We start from the raw sequence: 15084 nt of genomic DNA on the forward strand, positions 1-15084 counted from the left end.
CGGCCGCCACCCGCCAATGCCGGGCGGGGCCAGTCCGATGATAGCTCAGCACCCTGGAAACCGCCTTGCCGAACCGCCCATCATGCACCGCAACCCCGCCTCCAGTCTCGCTTTGTAGCCATTTAAGCGCCGCCTCATTAGGAGATACCCTCAGCATGACCAAGTTTGCAGACATCTGAAAGGTAGCTGAAAGGTCGCACCCTTACCTTGCACCCTGCCCGCGAACAGGCCCTTCAGTGCAAGTGCCTTACTGCACCGCACCAACGGCGCCCGGCAGATTTCAAGCAGTCTTATCGAGGAGAATCATTTTGCGCATACGTAGCCAAAAGGACTTTGCCTCCGGCCTGATGTTCATCCTGGTCGGATTCGGCTTTTCCTGGGTCGCACGCGGCTATTCCATGGGAACTGCCGCAAAGATGGGGCCGGGATACTTCCCGTTCTGGCTCGGCGTCGTGCTCGCCCTGCTGGGCGCGCTGGTGCTGTGGGGTTCGCTGTCCGCCAAGGCGGAAGAGGACCACCTGGCCCGCTGGGACATCAAGTCGCTGTTGTGGATCCTCGGTGCCGTGGTGCTGTTCGGCCTGATGCTCAAGCCGCTGGGCATGGTGCTGTCGGTCCTGGTGCTGGTGCTGGTGTCGTCGATGGCGAGCCATGAATTCAACTGGAAGGGCGCCATCCTGAACGCGATCATCCTGGTGCTGATCAGCCTTGGCGCGTTCGTGTACGGCATCAACCTGCAGATGCCGGTGTGGCCGGCTTTCCTGGCAAGCTAAGGAGACCGCCAACATGGAACTGCTCTCTAACCTGGGACTGGGCTTTGCTACCGCCCTCTCCTTCCAGAACCTGGCCTACGCCTTCCTGGGCTGCGTGCTGGGTACCCTGATCGGCGTGCTGCCGGGCCTGGGGCCGCTGGCCACCATCGCCATGCTGCTGCCGGTGACCTACACGCTGCCGCCGGTGGCCGCGCTGATCATGCTGGCCGGCATTTACTACGGCGCCCAGTACGGTGGCTCGACTACGGCGATTCTGGTGAACCTGCCTGGTGAATCGTCGTCCGTGGTGACCACCATCGACGGCTACCAGATGGCAAGACGAGGACGAGCGGGCGTGGCACTGGCCACCGCCGGCCTGGGCTCGTTCTTCGCCGGCTGCGTGGCCACGCTGATCCTGGCCGCCTTTGCCGCCCCGCTGTCGGAACTGGCGTTCAAGTTCGGCCCCGCCGAGTACTTCTCGCTGATGGTGCTGGGCCTGATCGGTGCCGTGGTGCTGGCTTCGGGTTCGCTGGTCAAGGCGATCGCCATGATCGTGCTGGGCCTGCTGCTGGGCCTGGTGGGTACTGACGTGAACTCGGGCGCCGCACGCTTTTCGTTCGATGTGCCTGAACTGACCGACGGCCTGAACTTCGTGTCGGTGGCCATGGGCGTGTTCGGCTTCGCGGAAATCATCGCGAACCTGGAGCAGAAGGAAAACCGCGAAACCTTCACCGACCATATCACCAACCTGTTCCCGAACAAGGAAGACTTCAGGCGCATGATCCCGGCCGTGCTGCGCGGCACGGTGCTCGGCTCGGCGCTGGGCATCCTGCCGGGCGGCGGTGCGGCGCTGGCGTCGTTCGCGGCCTACTCGCTGGAGAAGAAGACCTCGAAGTACTCGCATGAGTTCGGCAAGGGTGCGATCGAAGGCGTGGCGGGTCCGGAATCGGCCAACAACGCCGCGGCGCAGACCTCGTTCATCCCGCTGCTGACGCTGGGCATTCCGCCCAACGCGGTGATGGCGCTGATGGTCGGTGCGATGACCATCCACAACATCCAGCCCGGCCCGCAGGTGATGTCGAGCAACCCGGCGCTGTTCTGGGGCCTGATCGCCTCGATGTGGATCGGCAACCTGATGCTGATCGTGCTGAACCTGCCGCTGATCGGCATCTGGGTGAAGCTGCTGAAGGTGCCCTACCGCTACCTGTACCCGGCCATTCTGGTGTTCTGCTGCATCGGCGTGTACTCGGTCCAGAACACCACCTTCGACGTGTTCCAGACTGCCGCTTTCGGCGTGATCGGCTACCTGTTCATCAAGCTCAAGTGCGAACCGGCTCCGCTGCTGCTGGGCTTCGTGCTCGGACCGATGATGGAAGAGAACTTCCGCCGCTCGCTGCTGCTGTCGCGTGGTGACTTCAGCGTGTTTGTGACCCGTCCGCTGTCGATGGGCCTGCTGATCGCCGCCGCGGTGCTGGTGCTGATCGTGGCCTCGCCGTCGATCAAGGCCAAGCGCGAGGAAGCGTTCCAGGAAGAATAAGAAGGCAAGACCGCCGGCCGCTAGCCGCTAGCCGCTGGTCTGTCATGCAGTGCAATACTGGGGGCGTCGCGAGACGCCCCTTTTTTGTTGGCGCACCGCCGCCTGGTTCTGCGCCTCAGCCGCCAAACAACTCCGCGCAGGCCGTCCTGACCGCGCCGGTCACATGCCCCCTGCCATGATCGCGCCGCTCGAGCATGCCGATGGTTCGCATCACGGGCTCGCCATTGACCAGCAGCGGCAGGATGCGCAGCGCCGCATCGTTGCGCCAGCGCGCACGCTGCAGCAGCGGCACCACGGTTACGCCCACCTCTTGCCGCACGAGTTCGACGAGCGCCTCGATCGAGTTCAGCTCCAGGAACTCGTTGACCTGCAGATGCGCTCGCCGCAACGCACGCTCCACCAGCATGCCGGTGCGCTGGCTGCGGTCGAAGCGCAGGTACGGATTGAGGGCCAGCGCTTCGCGCACGTCCTGCCCCGCGCTGCCCTGTGCGGCAATGGCAACCAGCGGCTCGTGGTAGAGCGGCGTCCAGCGCAGCGTGCCGGGTATCCGGGCGCCACCCTCGACCAGGATCGCGGCGTCGAGTTCGCCCGACTCGACCATCGCCGCGAGCTCGATGGACTTGGCACCGACCAGCCGGACATCCAGCGCCGGATAGGCGCGCTTCATGCGCGCCACGACATGCGACAGGCCGCCCATCACCGATACCACGGCGCCAACGGCCACCGCGCCGGCCATGGCGTCTGGCTGGGCCAGCGGCACGCGCATTTCGTCATACAGCGCGAGCAGGCGGCGCGCGCGCGGCAACAGCTCGCGCCCGTCGGCATTGAGGACGGCGACGCGCCCGTTGCGGTCGAACAGTTCGCGGCGCAGCTCGGTTTCCAGCGAGCGCATCTGCAAGCTCACCGCTGCCTGCGTAAGCGCCACGTGGCCCGCAGCGGCGGCGAAGGATCCATGTTCGGCCACGGCAACAAAGGTACGCAGGAATCGGATTGTGCTCATTGGGACACCAGGAAATCAGCCATTGCGCGGCCGCGATCCACAAGAAAAACTTGTTTGAAGGAAAAGAAATATTAGCTTTCTTTGTGATAGCGAGCGCGGAATAATAATGCGCAGGCACCCGCGACGCCATGCGCATCCGGGTCTGCCGGCCTGACGCTGTTCCGCTGACCTGATTCGCACGATTCCGGAGATCCGCATGAAACCCTGGCTGCGCCTGCTCGGCATCGGCCTTGCCTCTGGCCTCTGCCTGGCCGCCATGCCGGCCCTGGCCGACAACTACCCAAGCAAGCCGATCCGCCTGATCGTGCCGTTCCCCGCGAGCGGCGCCACCGACTTGCTCGCGCGCGCCATTGCGCAGAAGGTCGGCGCCAACCTCGGGCAGCAGATCGTGGTCGACAACCGGCCTGGCGCCGGCGGCGCCATCGGTTCCGACATGGCAGCGAAGGCGGCACCGGACGGCTACACGCTGCTGATCGCCACCACCAGCACGCATTCGATCGGCCCGCATATCAATGCGCACCTGCCGTACAACACCGAGACCGATTTCACGCCGGTCGGCCAGGTCGCGATCGCGACCAACGTGCTGGTGGTGCCCAACAGCCTGCCCGTCAGGAATGTGCGCGAACTGATCGACTACGCGAAGAAGCACCCTGGCGAACTGAACTATGCGTCCAGCGGCAACGGCACCGTCGTCCACCTGACCGCCGAGGCCTTCAAGGCCCAGGCCGGCGTGTTCATCACGCACATCCCCTACCGCGGCACGGCGCTCGCGGTGCCGGACCTGATTTCGGGCAAGGTGCAGGTGTTGTTCGACAGCATCGTGTCGGGCCTGCCGCATGTGAAGGACGGCAAGCTCAAGGCCCTGGCCGTGACCAGCCTCAAGCGCTCGCCGCTGGCGCCCGAGATCCCGACAGCCAGTGAATCGGGCCTGCCCGGCTTCGAGTCGGATACGTGGTTCGGCATCTACGGCCCGAAAGGCATGCCGGCCGATATCGTCAACCGGCTCAACGCCGAATTCAACAAGGCCATCCAGTCGCAGGACGTGAAGGACCGTCTCGCCAAGCTGGGCGCCGAGCCGGTCGGCGGCACGCCGGCACAGTTTGCGGCGATGGTGAAGAAGGACAGCGCCCGCTGGGGCAAGCTCATCAAGGATCGCAAGATCACGGCAGAATAACGTGAAGCCGCGGCCGGCCCTCACCCCCTCACCCTCACCCCACGCCGGCTGCCACGAGACTACGGACAAAGACCATGCAGAACTTCAACTGGACCAACCCCTACCAGTCCGTGCGCATTCCGCTGTTCGCGCGCAACGTGGTGTCGACCTCGCACCCGCTCGCGGCACAGGCCGGCCTGCGCATGCTGCTCAAGGGCGGCAATGCCGTGGATGCGGCGATCGCCGCTGCCGCGGCGATCACCATCGTCGAGCCCGTGTCCTGCGGCCTGGGCAGCGATGCCTTCGCCATCCTGTGGGACGGCAAGGAACTGCACGGCCTGAACTCGTCGGGCGTGGCCCCGGCCGCATGGAACCCCGAGTACTTCAAGAGCAAGTACGGCACCGACGCCAATGGCCTGGCCAAGCGCCCGGTGCGCGGCTGGGACTCGGTCACCGTGCCCGGCGTCATCGCCGGCTGGGCGGCGCTGCACGAGCGTTTTGGCAAGCTGCCTTTCGCGGACCTGATGGAACCCGCGATCGAGATCGCCGAGCGCGGCTACGCGATGCCGCCGGTGGTCGCGCACAAGTGGGCCGCGGCTGTCCCGGAACTGAAGGACCAGCCGGGTTTTGCAGACACCTTCATGCCCAACGGCCGCGCGCCGCTGGTCGGCGAGAAGTTCACCATGAAGGCCGCTGCCGACACGCTGCGCAAGATCGGCGAAACCCGCGGCCGCGCCTACTACGAAGGCGAGATCGCCGAGAAGATCGCGGCCTTCAGCAAGCAGTGCGGCGGCGCCATGACCGTGGACGACCTGCGCAACTACCGTCCCGACTGGGTCAAGCCGATCAGCAAGTCCTACCGCGGCTACGAGCTGCATGAGATCCCGCCGAACGGCCAGGGCATCGCGGCACTGATGGCGCTGGGCATCCTCGACCAGTTCGATGTTGGTGCCCTGCGGGTGGATTCGGTCGATTCCCAGCACCTGCAGATCGAAGCCATGAAGCTGGCATTCGCCGACCTCTACCGCTACGTGGCCGACCCGCGCAGCATGGAGGTCACGCCCGAGCAGATGCTCGATGACGCCTACCTGAAGTCGCGCGCGAAGCTGATCGACATGCAGCGCGCCACGCACTTCAATTTCGGCATGCCCAAGGTTGGCGGCACCATCTACCTGACCGCGGCCGACGAGAACGGCATGATGATCTCGTTCATCCAGTCCAACTACATGGGCTTTGGCTCGGGCGTGGTGGTGCCGGGTACCGGCATCAGCCTGCAGAACCGTGGCGTGGGCTTCTCGATGGATCCGAAGTCCGCCAACGCGGTGGCGGGCGGCAAGCGGCCGTTCCACACCATCATCCCGGCCTTCCTGACGCGCGGCGGCCAGCCGGTGATGAGCTTCGGCGTCATGGGCGGCGACATGCAGCCGCAAGGCCACCTGCAGACCGTGGTCCGCATGCTCGACTACAAGCAGCAGCCGCAGGCGGCCTGCTGTGCGCCGCGCTGGAAGGTCAACCGCGACTTCACGCTGGATGTGGAGGGCACCATGGATCCGGCAACGGTCGCAGGCCTGAAGGCGCGCGGCCACCAGCTCAAGTCGGTGGACGATCCGTACATGGACTTTGGCTCCGGCCAGTTCATCTGGCGCCTGTCGGATGATGCCGAGCATGGCTACGTCGCCGCAAGCGATAGCCGGCGCGACGGACAGGCGGTGGGGTTCTGAGGCATAGAAGAGGCGCGCGGTGTGGGGTGCTCCAACGCCGCTCGAGCCTATCTGGGCCTTGTACTCCCTCGCCCCGCATGGGGAGAGGGCCGGGGTGAGGGGTGGTTTAGCTAGGAACCACATCAAGCGGGGCCAACGGTTTGAACCCACAGGAGCCTGTCAGATTTTTAGTGTGCCGAGGTCATGAGACGATTACGGAAACGTCCAATGACCGACACGACAGTGAACAAGAAGAGCAAGAACCCGAAGGCACCGAAGCTGTTTCCCGATGAGCTGATCGATCAACTGCTGGCCCAGGTGCAGAGCAAGGATGCCGAGTCGATCCTGGGCGAATCGGGCTTGGCCGGCCAGCTCAAGAAGCAGTTGGCCGAGCGTATGCTCGCCGCCGAGTTGAGTCACCATCTGGATAACGAGGCCGAGCAAGGCAAGACCGGCAACCACCGCAACGGCACCAGCCCCAAGACGGTCCTGACGCCCAACGGTGAGCTGAATCTGGATATTCCGCGCGATCGGCAGGCGACGTTCGAGCCCCAATTGGTCGGCAAGTATCAACGCCGGCTGCCTGGCTTCGACGACCACGTCATCAGCATGTATGCGCGCGGCATGAGCGTGCGCGAGATTCAGGGCCATCTGCTGGAGCTGTACGGGCTGCAGGTATCGCCCGATCTGATTTCCACGGTCACCGACGAGGTGCTGGCTGACGTCGAGCAATGGCAGCAACGCCCGCTCGAGGCCATGTATCCGATCGTGTACTTTGACGCGCTACGACTGAAGATTCGCGACGAAGGCACGGTCAAGAACAAGGCGGTCTATCTGGCGCTGGGCATCCGCGCCGACGGCCGCAAGGAAGTGCTAGGTCTGTGGATCGAGCAAACCGAAGGCGCCAAGTTCTGGCTGAAGGTCTTCAACGAACTGAAGAACCGCGGCTTGCACGACGTCCTGATCGCGGTGGTCGACGGCTTGCGCGGCTTCCCCGAGGCGATCGAGGCGGTCTATCCGGCCGCGCAAATCCAGACCTGCATCGTGCATCTGATCCGCAATTCGCTGAATCTGGCGAGCTGGAAGGACCGTAAGCCGTTGGCTGCCGCGCTCAAGCCGATCTATCAGGCCGCCACGGCCGAGGCGGCGGCCGCAGCGCTCGACACCTTTGCGGGAAGTGAGTGGGGACGCAAATTCCCTACCGTCGCGGCCATGTGGCAGCGCCAATGGGAACAGGTGATTCCCTTCTTCGTCTATCCGCCTGAGGTGCGTCGAATCATCTATACGACAAACGCCATCGAGAGCATGCACATGCAGTTGCGCAAGATCGTCAAGAATCGCGGCCACTTCCCCAGCGACGAGGCCGCCAGCAAACTGCTGTATCTGGCCTTGCGCAACATCGAAAAGGATTGGAAGATGCCACCTATCACCTGGCGGCAAGCAGTCAATCAGTTCGCCATTCTGTTTGGCGAGCGATTCACCTCCGCCATGAGCTGAGATTTTTTAACCGACCTCAGCACACAAAATTCCTGACACCTCCACCCACAGACATCAGCCTTTGACCCTCTTGCCCTCACCCCGGCCCCTCTCCCGCAAGCGGGAGAGGGGCGCAAACCAGCGGCAGCAGAACTGGCCCGCCTGAGATGGGCTCAACTGTGCATGGCGTGTCCGCCCCCGTTCCGTACACTTGTGCTCGACCAGCCTCCGGAGCCTTCGCGCCATGCCCACCTACGCCTTCCGCCTGCTCAACGTCTTTGCCGAATCCACGTTCGGCGGCAATCCGCTGTGCGTCTTCGAGGATGCCCGCGGCATGGACGACGCCACCATGCAGGCGCTGGCACTGCAGTTCAACCTGTCAGAAACCACCTTCATCCTGCCTTCGGAGCACGCGCATGCGCAGGTGCGGATCTTCACGCCCGGCTATGAAATGCGCTTCGCCGGGCATCCCACGCTCGGCACCGCGCATGTGGTGCGCGACCTGGTCGCAAGTGGCGACCGGCTGACGCTCGAATTCAAGGCCGGCGTCGTGCCAGTCGAGGCCAGGGGCAATGTATGGACCTTCACGGCACCCCATGCGGGCCCGCCCAAGACCGCCGCGGTCAGCCTGCCCGACGCGGACATGGCGGCACTGCTCGGACTGGAAGCGCACGATTTGCTGACCTCGCCGATGTGGGTCGATACCGGCGCGGACCAGCTGCTGGTTGCCGTGCGCAGCACCGACGCCGTGCAGCGGGCCCGGCCGGACACTGCGCGTCTGGAGCAGTGGCCACAGAGCAGTCTCGGCCGCAAGACAGCCTATGTGTTCGCCTTTGACCCGACCCGTCCCGGCCGCGTGCTCGCCCGGTACTTCTTCAGCAAGCAAGGCGGCGGCGTGGCGGAAGACCCGGGCACCGGGTCCGCATGCGCCAATCTCGGCGGCTGGCTGCTGGCCAACGCGCACGCGCTGCCCGCCGAGTACGAGGTCGACCAGGGTGCCGCCGTCGACCGTCCCTGTACACTGCGGCTTGCCGTAACCGCGGCGGGCGCGATTCGTGTCGGCGGCCGCGTCATCGAAATCGGCCGCGGTACGGTCACGCTGTAATGCGTGCCCCCGTTCCGACAGGATCGCGCATGGACGCGTACACGATCACCACGCTCGCCGGACATAGCTGATGGCGCGGCCGACTGGCGCCTGATCCGGTATCAGCCGCGCGGCAGCCACTCGGGCGCGTGCGTGCCGAGCGGCTCGGATGGCAGCGCCCAATGGGCCGGCGTCTCCGACAACTGCGCCGCATGCCGCACCACGGTCAGCATGCCGAAGCCCGAGGGCAAAACTTCCAACAGGTCGGCCACGTCATCGATCTTTTGCTCGGGCGCCTGCAACCCGGCCGGCACGCGCCCCAGGCCCCGCAGCCACTGCCCGACCTGCGCCAGCGACACACGCACGTGCCAGCTGCCACCCTCCGTGGCGCGCCGGTGCAGCGCCGCCATGGCGCCGAACGCCAGCAGGTAGCCGGCTGCGTGGTCGAGCACCTGGGCCGGCAACGGATGGGGCGCATCCTCCCCCGCAGCCTGGGCCTCGGCATGATTAAAGCCTGTGGCGGTCTGCACCAGCGAATCGAATCCCCGTTTGCCCGACCACGGGCCGACATGGCCATAGGCACTCAGCGACACATAGACAAGACCGGGCCGCGCACGGACCGCCGCCTCGGCGCCAACTCCCAGTTCCGCGAGCCCGCCGGGCCGGTAGCCCTGGACCATCACGTCGGCGCCGTGCAGCAGCTTGTGCAGCGTGCGCTTGTCGTCGGGATCGCGCAGGTCGAGCTGGCAACTGCGCTTGCCGCGGCCGGTATCGATGACCAGCGGGGCAATCGACGGCAGGTGCGCCGCCGTGACCAGCAGCACGTCGGCGCCATGTGCCGCGAGCGTGCGGCCCGCCACCGGCCCTGCAATGATCCGCGTGAAATCGAGAACCCGGACCCCGGAGAGCGGCCGGCCTTCGGCCGAGGGCAGCGCCGGCAGCGGCTGCGGCGGCGCTTCGCCGATCCGCTCCAGCGTCACCGGCGGTAGTCCGCGCAGCGCCTGCGCCTGCGGATGCCGGTCCCATTCCTCGAAGCTGCGCATGGCCGCGACCACCAGGCCGGCATCGGAAGCCGTGGCCTCGAAGGCCTCGGCTTCCCATTTCGCCAGCGCCGCCTGCACGGCAGCCTTGTCGTGGGCACAGCCCAGCAGCCGCAGCACGCCGTCGCGGTGATGCGGGAAATTGGTATGCAGGCGGACCCAGCGGCCGTCGCCGCAGCGGTAGACGCCGGCGATCTTGTCCCACAGCTCCGGCGCCGGGCCGCCATCCACGCGCAGGTAGCGTTCGCTGCGGAACTCGGTGATGGCGTGGCGCATGCCCACGCCCACCTGCTGCCAGCGTCCGGTGCGCTGCTGCCATAGCGCCGCGGCGGCCAGGGCCGAGGCTGCCAGGCTGGCCTGCGCCGCGGCGCCTATGGCAAAACTGGACGGAAGCACCGGATCGGCGCCGCTCAGGTCAAGGTGGCCCAGCGCTTCGGCGGGCAGCCCGGCGCCTTGCCACAAGGCGGCGACGGCACTGGCGGGCGCGTCGGGAACGGAAGCGGAAGCGGTATCGAGACTGGCAGTCATGGCGGCAAACCCCGGGAAACATGGCGGATGGCGCGAGGCCAGCCGGCCGGTGGACGTTCGGCCTCCATGCTACCCCCGGACGTCACTTCCGGCTGCCCCCGGCGTGCCGACGGGACAGCCCCGGAGACAAAAGCGGGCACAAATCCGCCATGCTCGCGCCGGGTGGTGTCGCTGGCACGGTAAAATCACCAAATTGGCAATCCGCCACGCAACACTGAAGACCAAGCGGTCCATCCAGCCGCCAACCGGCGCCACCATGAGCCACGACAACAAGCCCACCGACAGCACGCCCATCGCATCCAACTTTCTGCGAAGCATCATCGACCAGGACCTCGCCGCCGGCACTTATGCCGGCCGCAAGGACAGCCAGGGCGAGCCGCTGCCGACCGTCATCACCCGCTTCCCGCCGGAGCCCAACGGCTACCTGCATATTGGCCACGCCAAGAGCATCTGCCTGAACTTCGGCCTCGCCCGCGACTACGGCGGCCGCTGCCACCTGCGCTTCGATGACACCAACCCGGTCAAGGAAGACACCGAATACGTCGACTCGATTATCGACGCGGTGCACTGGCTCGGCTTCTCCTGGGACAACAAGACCCCGGGCGGCCAGCCGCACCTGCACTACGCGAGCGATTACTTCGACCAGCTCTACACGTTCGCCGAGAAGCTGATCGAGCGCGGCGTCGCCTATATCGACAGCCAGAGCGCCGAGCAGATGGCCGCCAACCGCGGCAACTTCTCCGAGCCGGGCAAGCCTTCGCCGTTCCGCGACCGCAGCGTCGAGGAAAACCTGCAGCTGTTCCGCGACATGCGCGACGGCAAGTACAAGGACGGCGAGCACGTGCTGCGCGCGAAGATCGACATGACCGCGCCGAACATCGTGATGCGCGATCCGGTGCTGTACCGCATCCGCCATGCGCACCACCACCGTACCGGCGACAAGTGGTGCATCTACCCGATGTACGACTTCACGCACTGCATCTCGGATGCGATCGAGAACATCTCGCATTCGCTGTGCACGCTGGAGTTCGAGAACAACCGTCCGCTGTACGACTGGGTGCTCGAGCACCTGCGCGATTGCGGCGTGTTCCGCGATCCGCTGCCGCACCAGTATGAATTCGCGCGCCTGAACCTGACCTACGCGATCACCAGCAAGCGCAAGCTCAAGCAGCTCGTGGACGAGCAGCGCGTGGACGGCTGGGACGATCCGCGCATGCCGACCATCGTCGGCATCCGCCGCCGCGGCTACACGCCGGAATCGATCCAGCTGTTCTGCGACCGCGTCGGCGTGGCCAAGGCCGACAGCTGGATCGACATGAGCACCCTGGAAGGCGCCGTGCGCGATGACCTGGACACCCGCGCCGCACGCGGCGTGGCCGTGCTCGACCCGCTCAAGCTGATCCTCGACAACTACCCCGAAGGCCAGGCCGAGGAATGCTCGGCGCCCGTCCACCCGAAGAAGCCGGAACTGGGCAAGCGCGTGTTCCCGATCTCGCGCGAATTGTGGATCGAGCGCGAGGACTTCAACGAGAACCCGCCGAAGGGCTATTTCCGGCTGTTCCCGGGCAACAAGGTGCGCCTGAAGTACGGCTACGTGATCGAGTGCACCGGCGTGGACAAGGACGCCGACGGCAACGTCGTGGCCGTGCATGCCAACTACCTGCCCGACACCAAGAGCGGCACGCCGGGCGCGGACAGCGTCAAGGTCAAGGGCGTGATCCACTGGGTCAGCGCCGCTGCGGCCTACGAGTGCGAAGTGCGCCTGTACGACCGCCTGTTCAATGACCCGAATCCGGATGCCGGCGGCAAGAATTTCCTCGAAGCCCTGAACCCGGACTCCAAGAAGATCATCACGGCCTACCTGGAGCCGAGCCTGCGCGACGCCAGTCCGGAAGACCGCTTCCAGTTCGAACGCCACGGCTACTTCGTCGCCGACCGCGTCGATTCGCAGCCAGGCAAGCCGGTCTTCAACCGCATCGTCGGGCTGAAGGACAGCTGGGGCAAGTGATGGCAAAGGCAGGCAAATCCCAGGCCCAGGTCATTACGTTCCCGCTCGATCGCGAGTTCATCGCGCTCAATGACCTGCTCAAGCTCGCGGGCGTATGCGACAGCGGCGGCGCCGGCAAGGCGCTGGTCGCCGCCGGCGAAGTCTCGGTGGACGGCGAGCCCGAATCGCGCAAGACTGCGAAGATTCGCGCCGGCCAGGTGGTCAGCCTGGCCGGCATCGACATCCGGGTGGTCGCGGCCTGACGGCTGGCGGTCGGCAGCGGCTCAGCCGCTGCGATGAATGCAGCTTCACGCAAGGACCGAACCATGCCGATCGCATTCTGGTGTGTCCTCGTGGCAGGCATCCTGCCTGTCGTGACCGTGGCCATTGCCAAGGCCGGCGGCAAGGCCTTCGACAACCACGACCCGCGCGGCTGGCTGGAGCGCCAGAGCGGCCGCGCGCGCCGCGCCGACCTGGCACACCGGAACCACTTCGAAGCCTTCCCCTTCTTTGCCGCTGCGGTGCTGGTGGCCAGCCACATGCAGGCGCCCCAGGCGCGCATCAACGAACTCGCGGTGGTCTTCATCATCGCCCGCGTGCTCTACACGGTGTGCTACCTGGCCGACCGCCCCACGCTGCGCACGCTGTGCTGGACTATCGGCTTGCTGTCGGTAGTCGGCATCTTCCTGCTGCCGGTCTTTGTGCATAACTAGGAGCGACCAGTTATGCGCGCGTTTCGCCTTGCGTGGCTGCTGGCGGCCGTTCTCAGCGCGGCAGCCGTCGCCGCCCCTATCTCCTACACCGTCGACCCGACGCATACGAGCGTCTACTTTGCCGCCAGCCACTTCGACCGAACCACGGTACGCGGGCGCTTCGGCAAGATCGACGGGCGCATCGTCTACGACCCCGCCACCGGCGCGGGCGGAATCGACTTCACTGTGGAAACCGCTTCGGTCGACACCGGCAATCGCAGCCTCGACGGCGTGCTTCGTTCGCCACAGTTCCTGGATGCCGTCAATGCGCCCGTGGCCAGGCTGCGAGCTGACCGCTTCGTTGCGGAGAACGGCAAGCTCGTGGCGGTGGAAGGCGAACTGAGCCTGCTCGGGACGACAAGGCCGCTGAGGCTTGAGGTCGATCGCTTCAGTTGCGGCGAAATCTCGCTGTTCGGCATCCGTCGCAAGGTCTGCGGCGGTGATTTCCACGCCACTGTCACGCGCAGCGCCTTTGGCATGACGCGGTTCCTGCCGGAAGTGAGCGATACCGTGACGCTGCAGATCTCAGTCGAGGCATCCCCCGGGGATTCCACTGCGCAATGACGGCATCCGATCACCTTTACGGCGGGATTCTTTTGTAGAATTGACCGTTTGCTTCCCATAACTGCCTGCCGCGCGTCGCGAACTGCGTGCTGGCGACGCGAGACAGCCAATGATCGATATCCACTCCGGCGACATCGTTGCCGCCGCGCTGGCGGCGTCCGGTGCCTGCCTGCTGTGCGCCATCCCCGCCAATTTCCTGCGGCGCTTCCCGCTCTGGGCCGTGCGGACCTACGGGCGCGGCGCGCTGTTGCTGCCGTTCCTGGCCATGACGGTCGGAACCTGGCTGTTCCGCCTCGCGACTGCCGGCCAGCTCGACAGCCCGGCAGGAAATGCCATGGTGGTCGCCGCCGCCTTCCTGACAACCGTGCTGATGTCGGCGCTGCTGCGCTTCTACCTCAGCGAATACCGCAAGCGCTGACACCTGCCCGCGCCAAGGGGGCGGGGCCGGACATACGGCCGGCCGCCTGAATCACGTATGATGCGGCCTTTCGCGTCGCGACGACGCGTGCCGCACACCTTTCTTCATGGCGCTCAAATCCACCATTTTCAAAGCCGAACTGTCCGTGTCCGACATGGACCGGCCGTACTACGGCAGCCATACCCTGACCATCGCCCAGCACCCGTCCGAGAACGACGCGCGCATGATGGTGCGCCTGCTTGCCTTTGCCTGCGAAGCCAGCGAGACCCTCGCCTTCACGCGCGGCCTGGACGACCCCGACGAACCCGACCTGTGGGACCGCAAGCTGACCGGTGAGATCGAGCACTGGGTCGAACTGGGCCAGCCCGACGAAGCGCGCCTGAAGCGCGCGGCCGCCCGCTCGGACCGCGTCACGGTCTATGCCTACAACGGCGCCAGCGCGCGCGAGTGGTGGAAAGGCATGGCCGGCAAGGCTGGCAAGCTGCGCAATGTGACGATCTACAATGTGCCGACTGACGCGGTCGATGCCCTGGCTGCGCTGGCGCAACGCGCCATGCGCCTGTCCGTCACGATCCAGGACGGTGAAATCTGGGTCAGCGACGACGACCGCAATGTGCAACTGACGCTGGACGTGCTCCAGCGCGCCGCAAGCTGAGCAGGCCCGGAACGCGCCGCGCACCGGCCTGCCCTGCTCTCCCGATCCAACCGCATTTTTTGCACCAACCGGAAGGAATAACACCATGCAAACCACCCCGTCTGGCCTGCAGTACGAAGACACCACTGTCGGTTCCGGCACCGAAGCCGTCGCTGGCAAGCACGTGACCGTGCACTACACCGGCTGGCTGTATGAAAACGGCCAGGCCGGCCGCAAGTTCGATTCGAGCAAGGACCGCAACGATCCGTTCGTGTTCCCACTGGGCGCCGGCCATGTCATCCGCGGCTGGGATGAAGGCGTGCAGGGCATGAAGGTCGGCGGCGTGCGCCGCCTGGTGATCCCGGCCGACCTGGGCTACGGCGCGCGCGGCGCGGGCGGCGTGATTCCGCCCAACGCCACGCTGCTGTTCGAAGTGGAACTGCTGGCGGTCTGACACCGGCG

At 65.9% G+C, this 15084-nt stretch carries 15 protein-coding genes; 13 read left to right on the forward strand and 2 right to left on the reverse strand.

Annotated elements, in window-relative coordinates; all coding sequences use genetic code 11:
* Positions 1 to 308: 308 nt before the first annotated feature.
* Both CupriaWKF_RS12140 and CupriaWKF_RS12145 read left to right on the forward strand, forming a co-directional pair.
* On the forward strand, positions 309 to 770 hold the full coding sequence (locus CupriaWKF_RS12140) for a tripartite tricarboxylate transporter TctB family protein (RefSeq protein WP_276098117.1): 462 nt from the start codon (positions 309 to 311) through the stop codon (positions 768 to 770).
* A 13-nt stretch (positions 771 to 783) separates the two neighbouring features.
* Positions 784 to 2286, forward strand: coding sequence for a tripartite tricarboxylate transporter permease (locus CupriaWKF_RS12145; protein WP_276098118.1), 1503 nt, complete (start codon positions 784 to 786; stop codon positions 2284 to 2286).
* Between the two features lie 115 nt (positions 2287 to 2401).
* Here CupriaWKF_RS12145 and CupriaWKF_RS12150 read toward each other — a convergent pair whose 3' ends face one another.
* Positions 2402 to 3286 (reverse strand): LysR substrate-binding domain-containing protein, encoded by an 885-nt coding sequence (locus CupriaWKF_RS12150; RefSeq protein WP_276098119.1) that lies wholly within the window; start codon positions 3284 to 3286, stop codon positions 2402 to 2404.
* 196 nt (positions 3287 to 3482) lie between these two features.
* On the opposite strand from CupriaWKF_RS12150, the gene CupriaWKF_RS12155 reads away from it, so the two are divergent.
* The 4 genes from CupriaWKF_RS12155 (at position 3483) to CupriaWKF_RS12170 (ending at position 8720) form a co-directional block, all read left to right on the forward strand.
* The gene (locus CupriaWKF_RS12155; protein WP_276098120.1) at positions 3483 to 4460 is read left to right on the forward strand and encodes a tripartite tricarboxylate transporter substrate binding protein; all 978 of its coding nucleotides are present in this window, start codon (positions 3483 to 3485) and stop codon (positions 4458 to 4460) included.
* Positions 4461 to 4534: 74 nt separating this feature from the next.
* A complete protein-coding gene (gene ggt / locus CupriaWKF_RS12160; RefSeq protein ID WP_276098121.1) occupies positions 4535 to 6160 on the forward strand; it encodes a gamma-glutamyltransferase in 1626 nt (541 codons plus the stop codon).
* A 207-nt stretch (positions 6161 to 6367) separates the two neighbouring features.
* Positions 6368 to 7636, forward strand: coding sequence for an IS256 family transposase (locus CupriaWKF_RS12165; protein WP_276098122.1), 1269 nt, complete (start codon positions 6368 to 6370; stop codon positions 7634 to 7636).
* Between the two features lie 223 nt (positions 7637 to 7859).
* A complete protein-coding gene (locus CupriaWKF_RS12170) occupies positions 7860 to 8720 on the forward strand; it encodes a PhzF family phenazine biosynthesis protein (RefSeq protein ID WP_276098123.1) in 861 nt (286 codons plus the stop codon).
* 101 nt (positions 8721 to 8821) lie between these two features.
* Here CupriaWKF_RS12170 and CupriaWKF_RS12175 read toward each other — a convergent pair whose 3' ends face one another.
* Entirely contained in the window at positions 8822 to 10267 is a 1446-nt protein-coding gene (locus CupriaWKF_RS12175; RefSeq protein WP_276098124.1) for a CoA transferase, read from the reverse strand.
* Between the two features lie 256 nt (positions 10268 to 10523).
* Here CupriaWKF_RS12175 and CupriaWKF_RS12180 point away from each other — a divergent pair, with 256 nt between their 5' ends.
* The 7 genes from CupriaWKF_RS12180 to CupriaWKF_RS12210 all read left to right on the forward strand — a co-directional run bounded on the left by CupriaWKF_RS12180 (position 10524) and on the right by CupriaWKF_RS12210 (position 15076).
* Positions 10524 to 12275 (forward strand): glutamine--tRNA ligase/YqeY domain fusion protein, encoded by a 1752-nt coding sequence (locus tag CupriaWKF_RS12180; RefSeq protein ID WP_276098125.1) that lies wholly within the window; start codon positions 10524 to 10526, stop codon positions 12273 to 12275.
* Positions 12275 to 12517: an RNA-binding S4 domain-containing protein gene (locus tag CupriaWKF_RS12185; RefSeq protein WP_276098126.1), complete on the forward strand. Its 243-nt coding sequence runs from the start codon at positions 12275 to 12277 to the stop codon at positions 12515 to 12517. The genes CupriaWKF_RS12180 and CupriaWKF_RS12185 overlap by 1 nt, the downstream gene beginning before the upstream one ends.
* A 63-nt stretch (positions 12518 to 12580) precedes the next feature.
* On the forward strand, positions 12581 to 12967 hold the full coding sequence (locus CupriaWKF_RS12190; RefSeq protein WP_276098127.1) for an MAPEG family protein: 387 nt from the start codon (positions 12581 to 12583) through the stop codon (positions 12965 to 12967).
* Positions 12968 to 12979: 12 nt separating this feature from the next.
* Positions 12980 to 13570 carry a YceI family protein gene (locus CupriaWKF_RS12195; protein WP_276098128.1) on the forward strand — a complete coding sequence of 197 codons (591 nt, stop codon included), beginning with the start codon at positions 12980 to 12982 and terminating at the stop codon, positions 13568 to 13570.
* Positions 13571 to 13679: 109 nt separating this feature from the next.
* Positions 13680 to 13988, forward strand: a complete 309-nt coding sequence (locus CupriaWKF_RS12200) for a hypothetical protein (RefSeq protein ID WP_276098129.1) — start codon at positions 13680 to 13682, stop codon at positions 13986 to 13988.
* A gap of 106 nt (positions 13989 to 14094) precedes the next feature.
* Positions 14095 to 14643 carry a YaeQ family protein gene (locus tag CupriaWKF_RS12205; RefSeq protein ID WP_276098130.1) on the forward strand — a complete coding sequence of 183 codons (549 nt, stop codon included), beginning with the start codon at positions 14095 to 14097 and terminating at the stop codon, positions 14641 to 14643.
* A gap of 85 nt (positions 14644 to 14728) precedes the next feature.
* Entirely contained in the window at positions 14729 to 15076 is a 348-nt protein-coding gene (locus tag CupriaWKF_RS12210) for an FKBP-type peptidyl-prolyl cis-trans isomerase (protein WP_276098131.1), read from the forward strand.
* The last annotated feature ends 8 nt before the right edge of the window (positions 15077 to 15084 follow it).

This window comes from Cupriavidus sp. WKF15, assembly GCF_029278605.1.
GTDB lineage: Bacteria > Pseudomonadota > Gammaproteobacteria > Burkholderiales > Burkholderiaceae > Cupriavidus.

What these genes read in the sequence shown, in the direction of transcription:
- CupriaWKF_RS12180 (WP_276098125.1), top strand. Translation starts at nt 10,524, where the DNA reads ATGAGCCACGACAACAAGCCCACCGACAGCACGCCCATCGCATCCAAC.
- CupriaWKF_RS12145 (WP_276098118.1), top strand. Translation starts at nt 784, where the DNA reads ATGGAACTGCTCTCTAACCTGGGACTGGGCTTTGCTACCGCCCTCTCC.
- CupriaWKF_RS12185 (WP_276098126.1), top strand. Translation starts at nt 12,275, where the DNA reads ATGGCAAAGGCAGGCAAATCCCAGGCCCAGGTCATTACGTTCCCGCTC.
- CupriaWKF_RS12175 (WP_276098124.1), bottom strand. Translation starts at nt 10,267, where the DNA reads ATGACTGCCAGTCTCGATACCGCTTCCGCTTCCGTTCCCGACGCGCCC.
- CupriaWKF_RS12155 (WP_276098120.1), top strand. Translation starts at nt 3,483, where the DNA reads ATGAAACCCTGGCTGCGCCTGCTCGGCATCGGCCTTGCCTCTGGCCTC.
- CupriaWKF_RS12190 (WP_276098127.1), top strand. Translation starts at nt 12,581, where the DNA reads ATGCCGATCGCATTCTGGTGTGTCCTCGTGGCAGGCATCCTGCCTGTC.
- CupriaWKF_RS12165 (WP_276098122.1), top strand. Translation starts at nt 6,368, where the DNA reads ATGACCGACACGACAGTGAACAAGAAGAGCAAGAACCCGAAGGCACCG.
- CupriaWKF_RS12210 (WP_276098131.1), top strand. Translation starts at nt 14,729, where the DNA reads ATGCAAACCACCCCGTCTGGCCTGCAGTACGAAGACACCACTGTCGGT.
- CupriaWKF_RS12150 (WP_276098119.1), bottom strand. Translation starts at nt 3,286, where the DNA reads ATGAGCACAATCCGATTCCTGCGTACCTTTGTTGCCGTGGCCGAACAT.
- CupriaWKF_RS12195 (WP_276098128.1), top strand. Translation starts at nt 12,980, where the DNA reads ATGCGCGCGTTTCGCCTTGCGTGGCTGCTGGCGGCCGTTCTCAGCGCG.
- ggt (WP_276098121.1), top strand. Translation starts at nt 4,535, where the DNA reads ATGCAGAACTTCAACTGGACCAACCCCTACCAGTCCGTGCGCATTCCG.
- CupriaWKF_RS12170 (WP_276098123.1), top strand. Translation starts at nt 7,860, where the DNA reads ATGCCCACCTACGCCTTCCGCCTGCTCAACGTCTTTGCCGAATCCACG.
- CupriaWKF_RS12200 (WP_276098129.1), top strand. Translation starts at nt 13,680, where the DNA reads ATGATCGATATCCACTCCGGCGACATCGTTGCCGCCGCGCTGGCGGCG.
- CupriaWKF_RS12205 (WP_276098130.1), top strand. Translation starts at nt 14,095, where the DNA reads ATGGCGCTCAAATCCACCATTTTCAAAGCCGAACTGTCCGTGTCCGAC.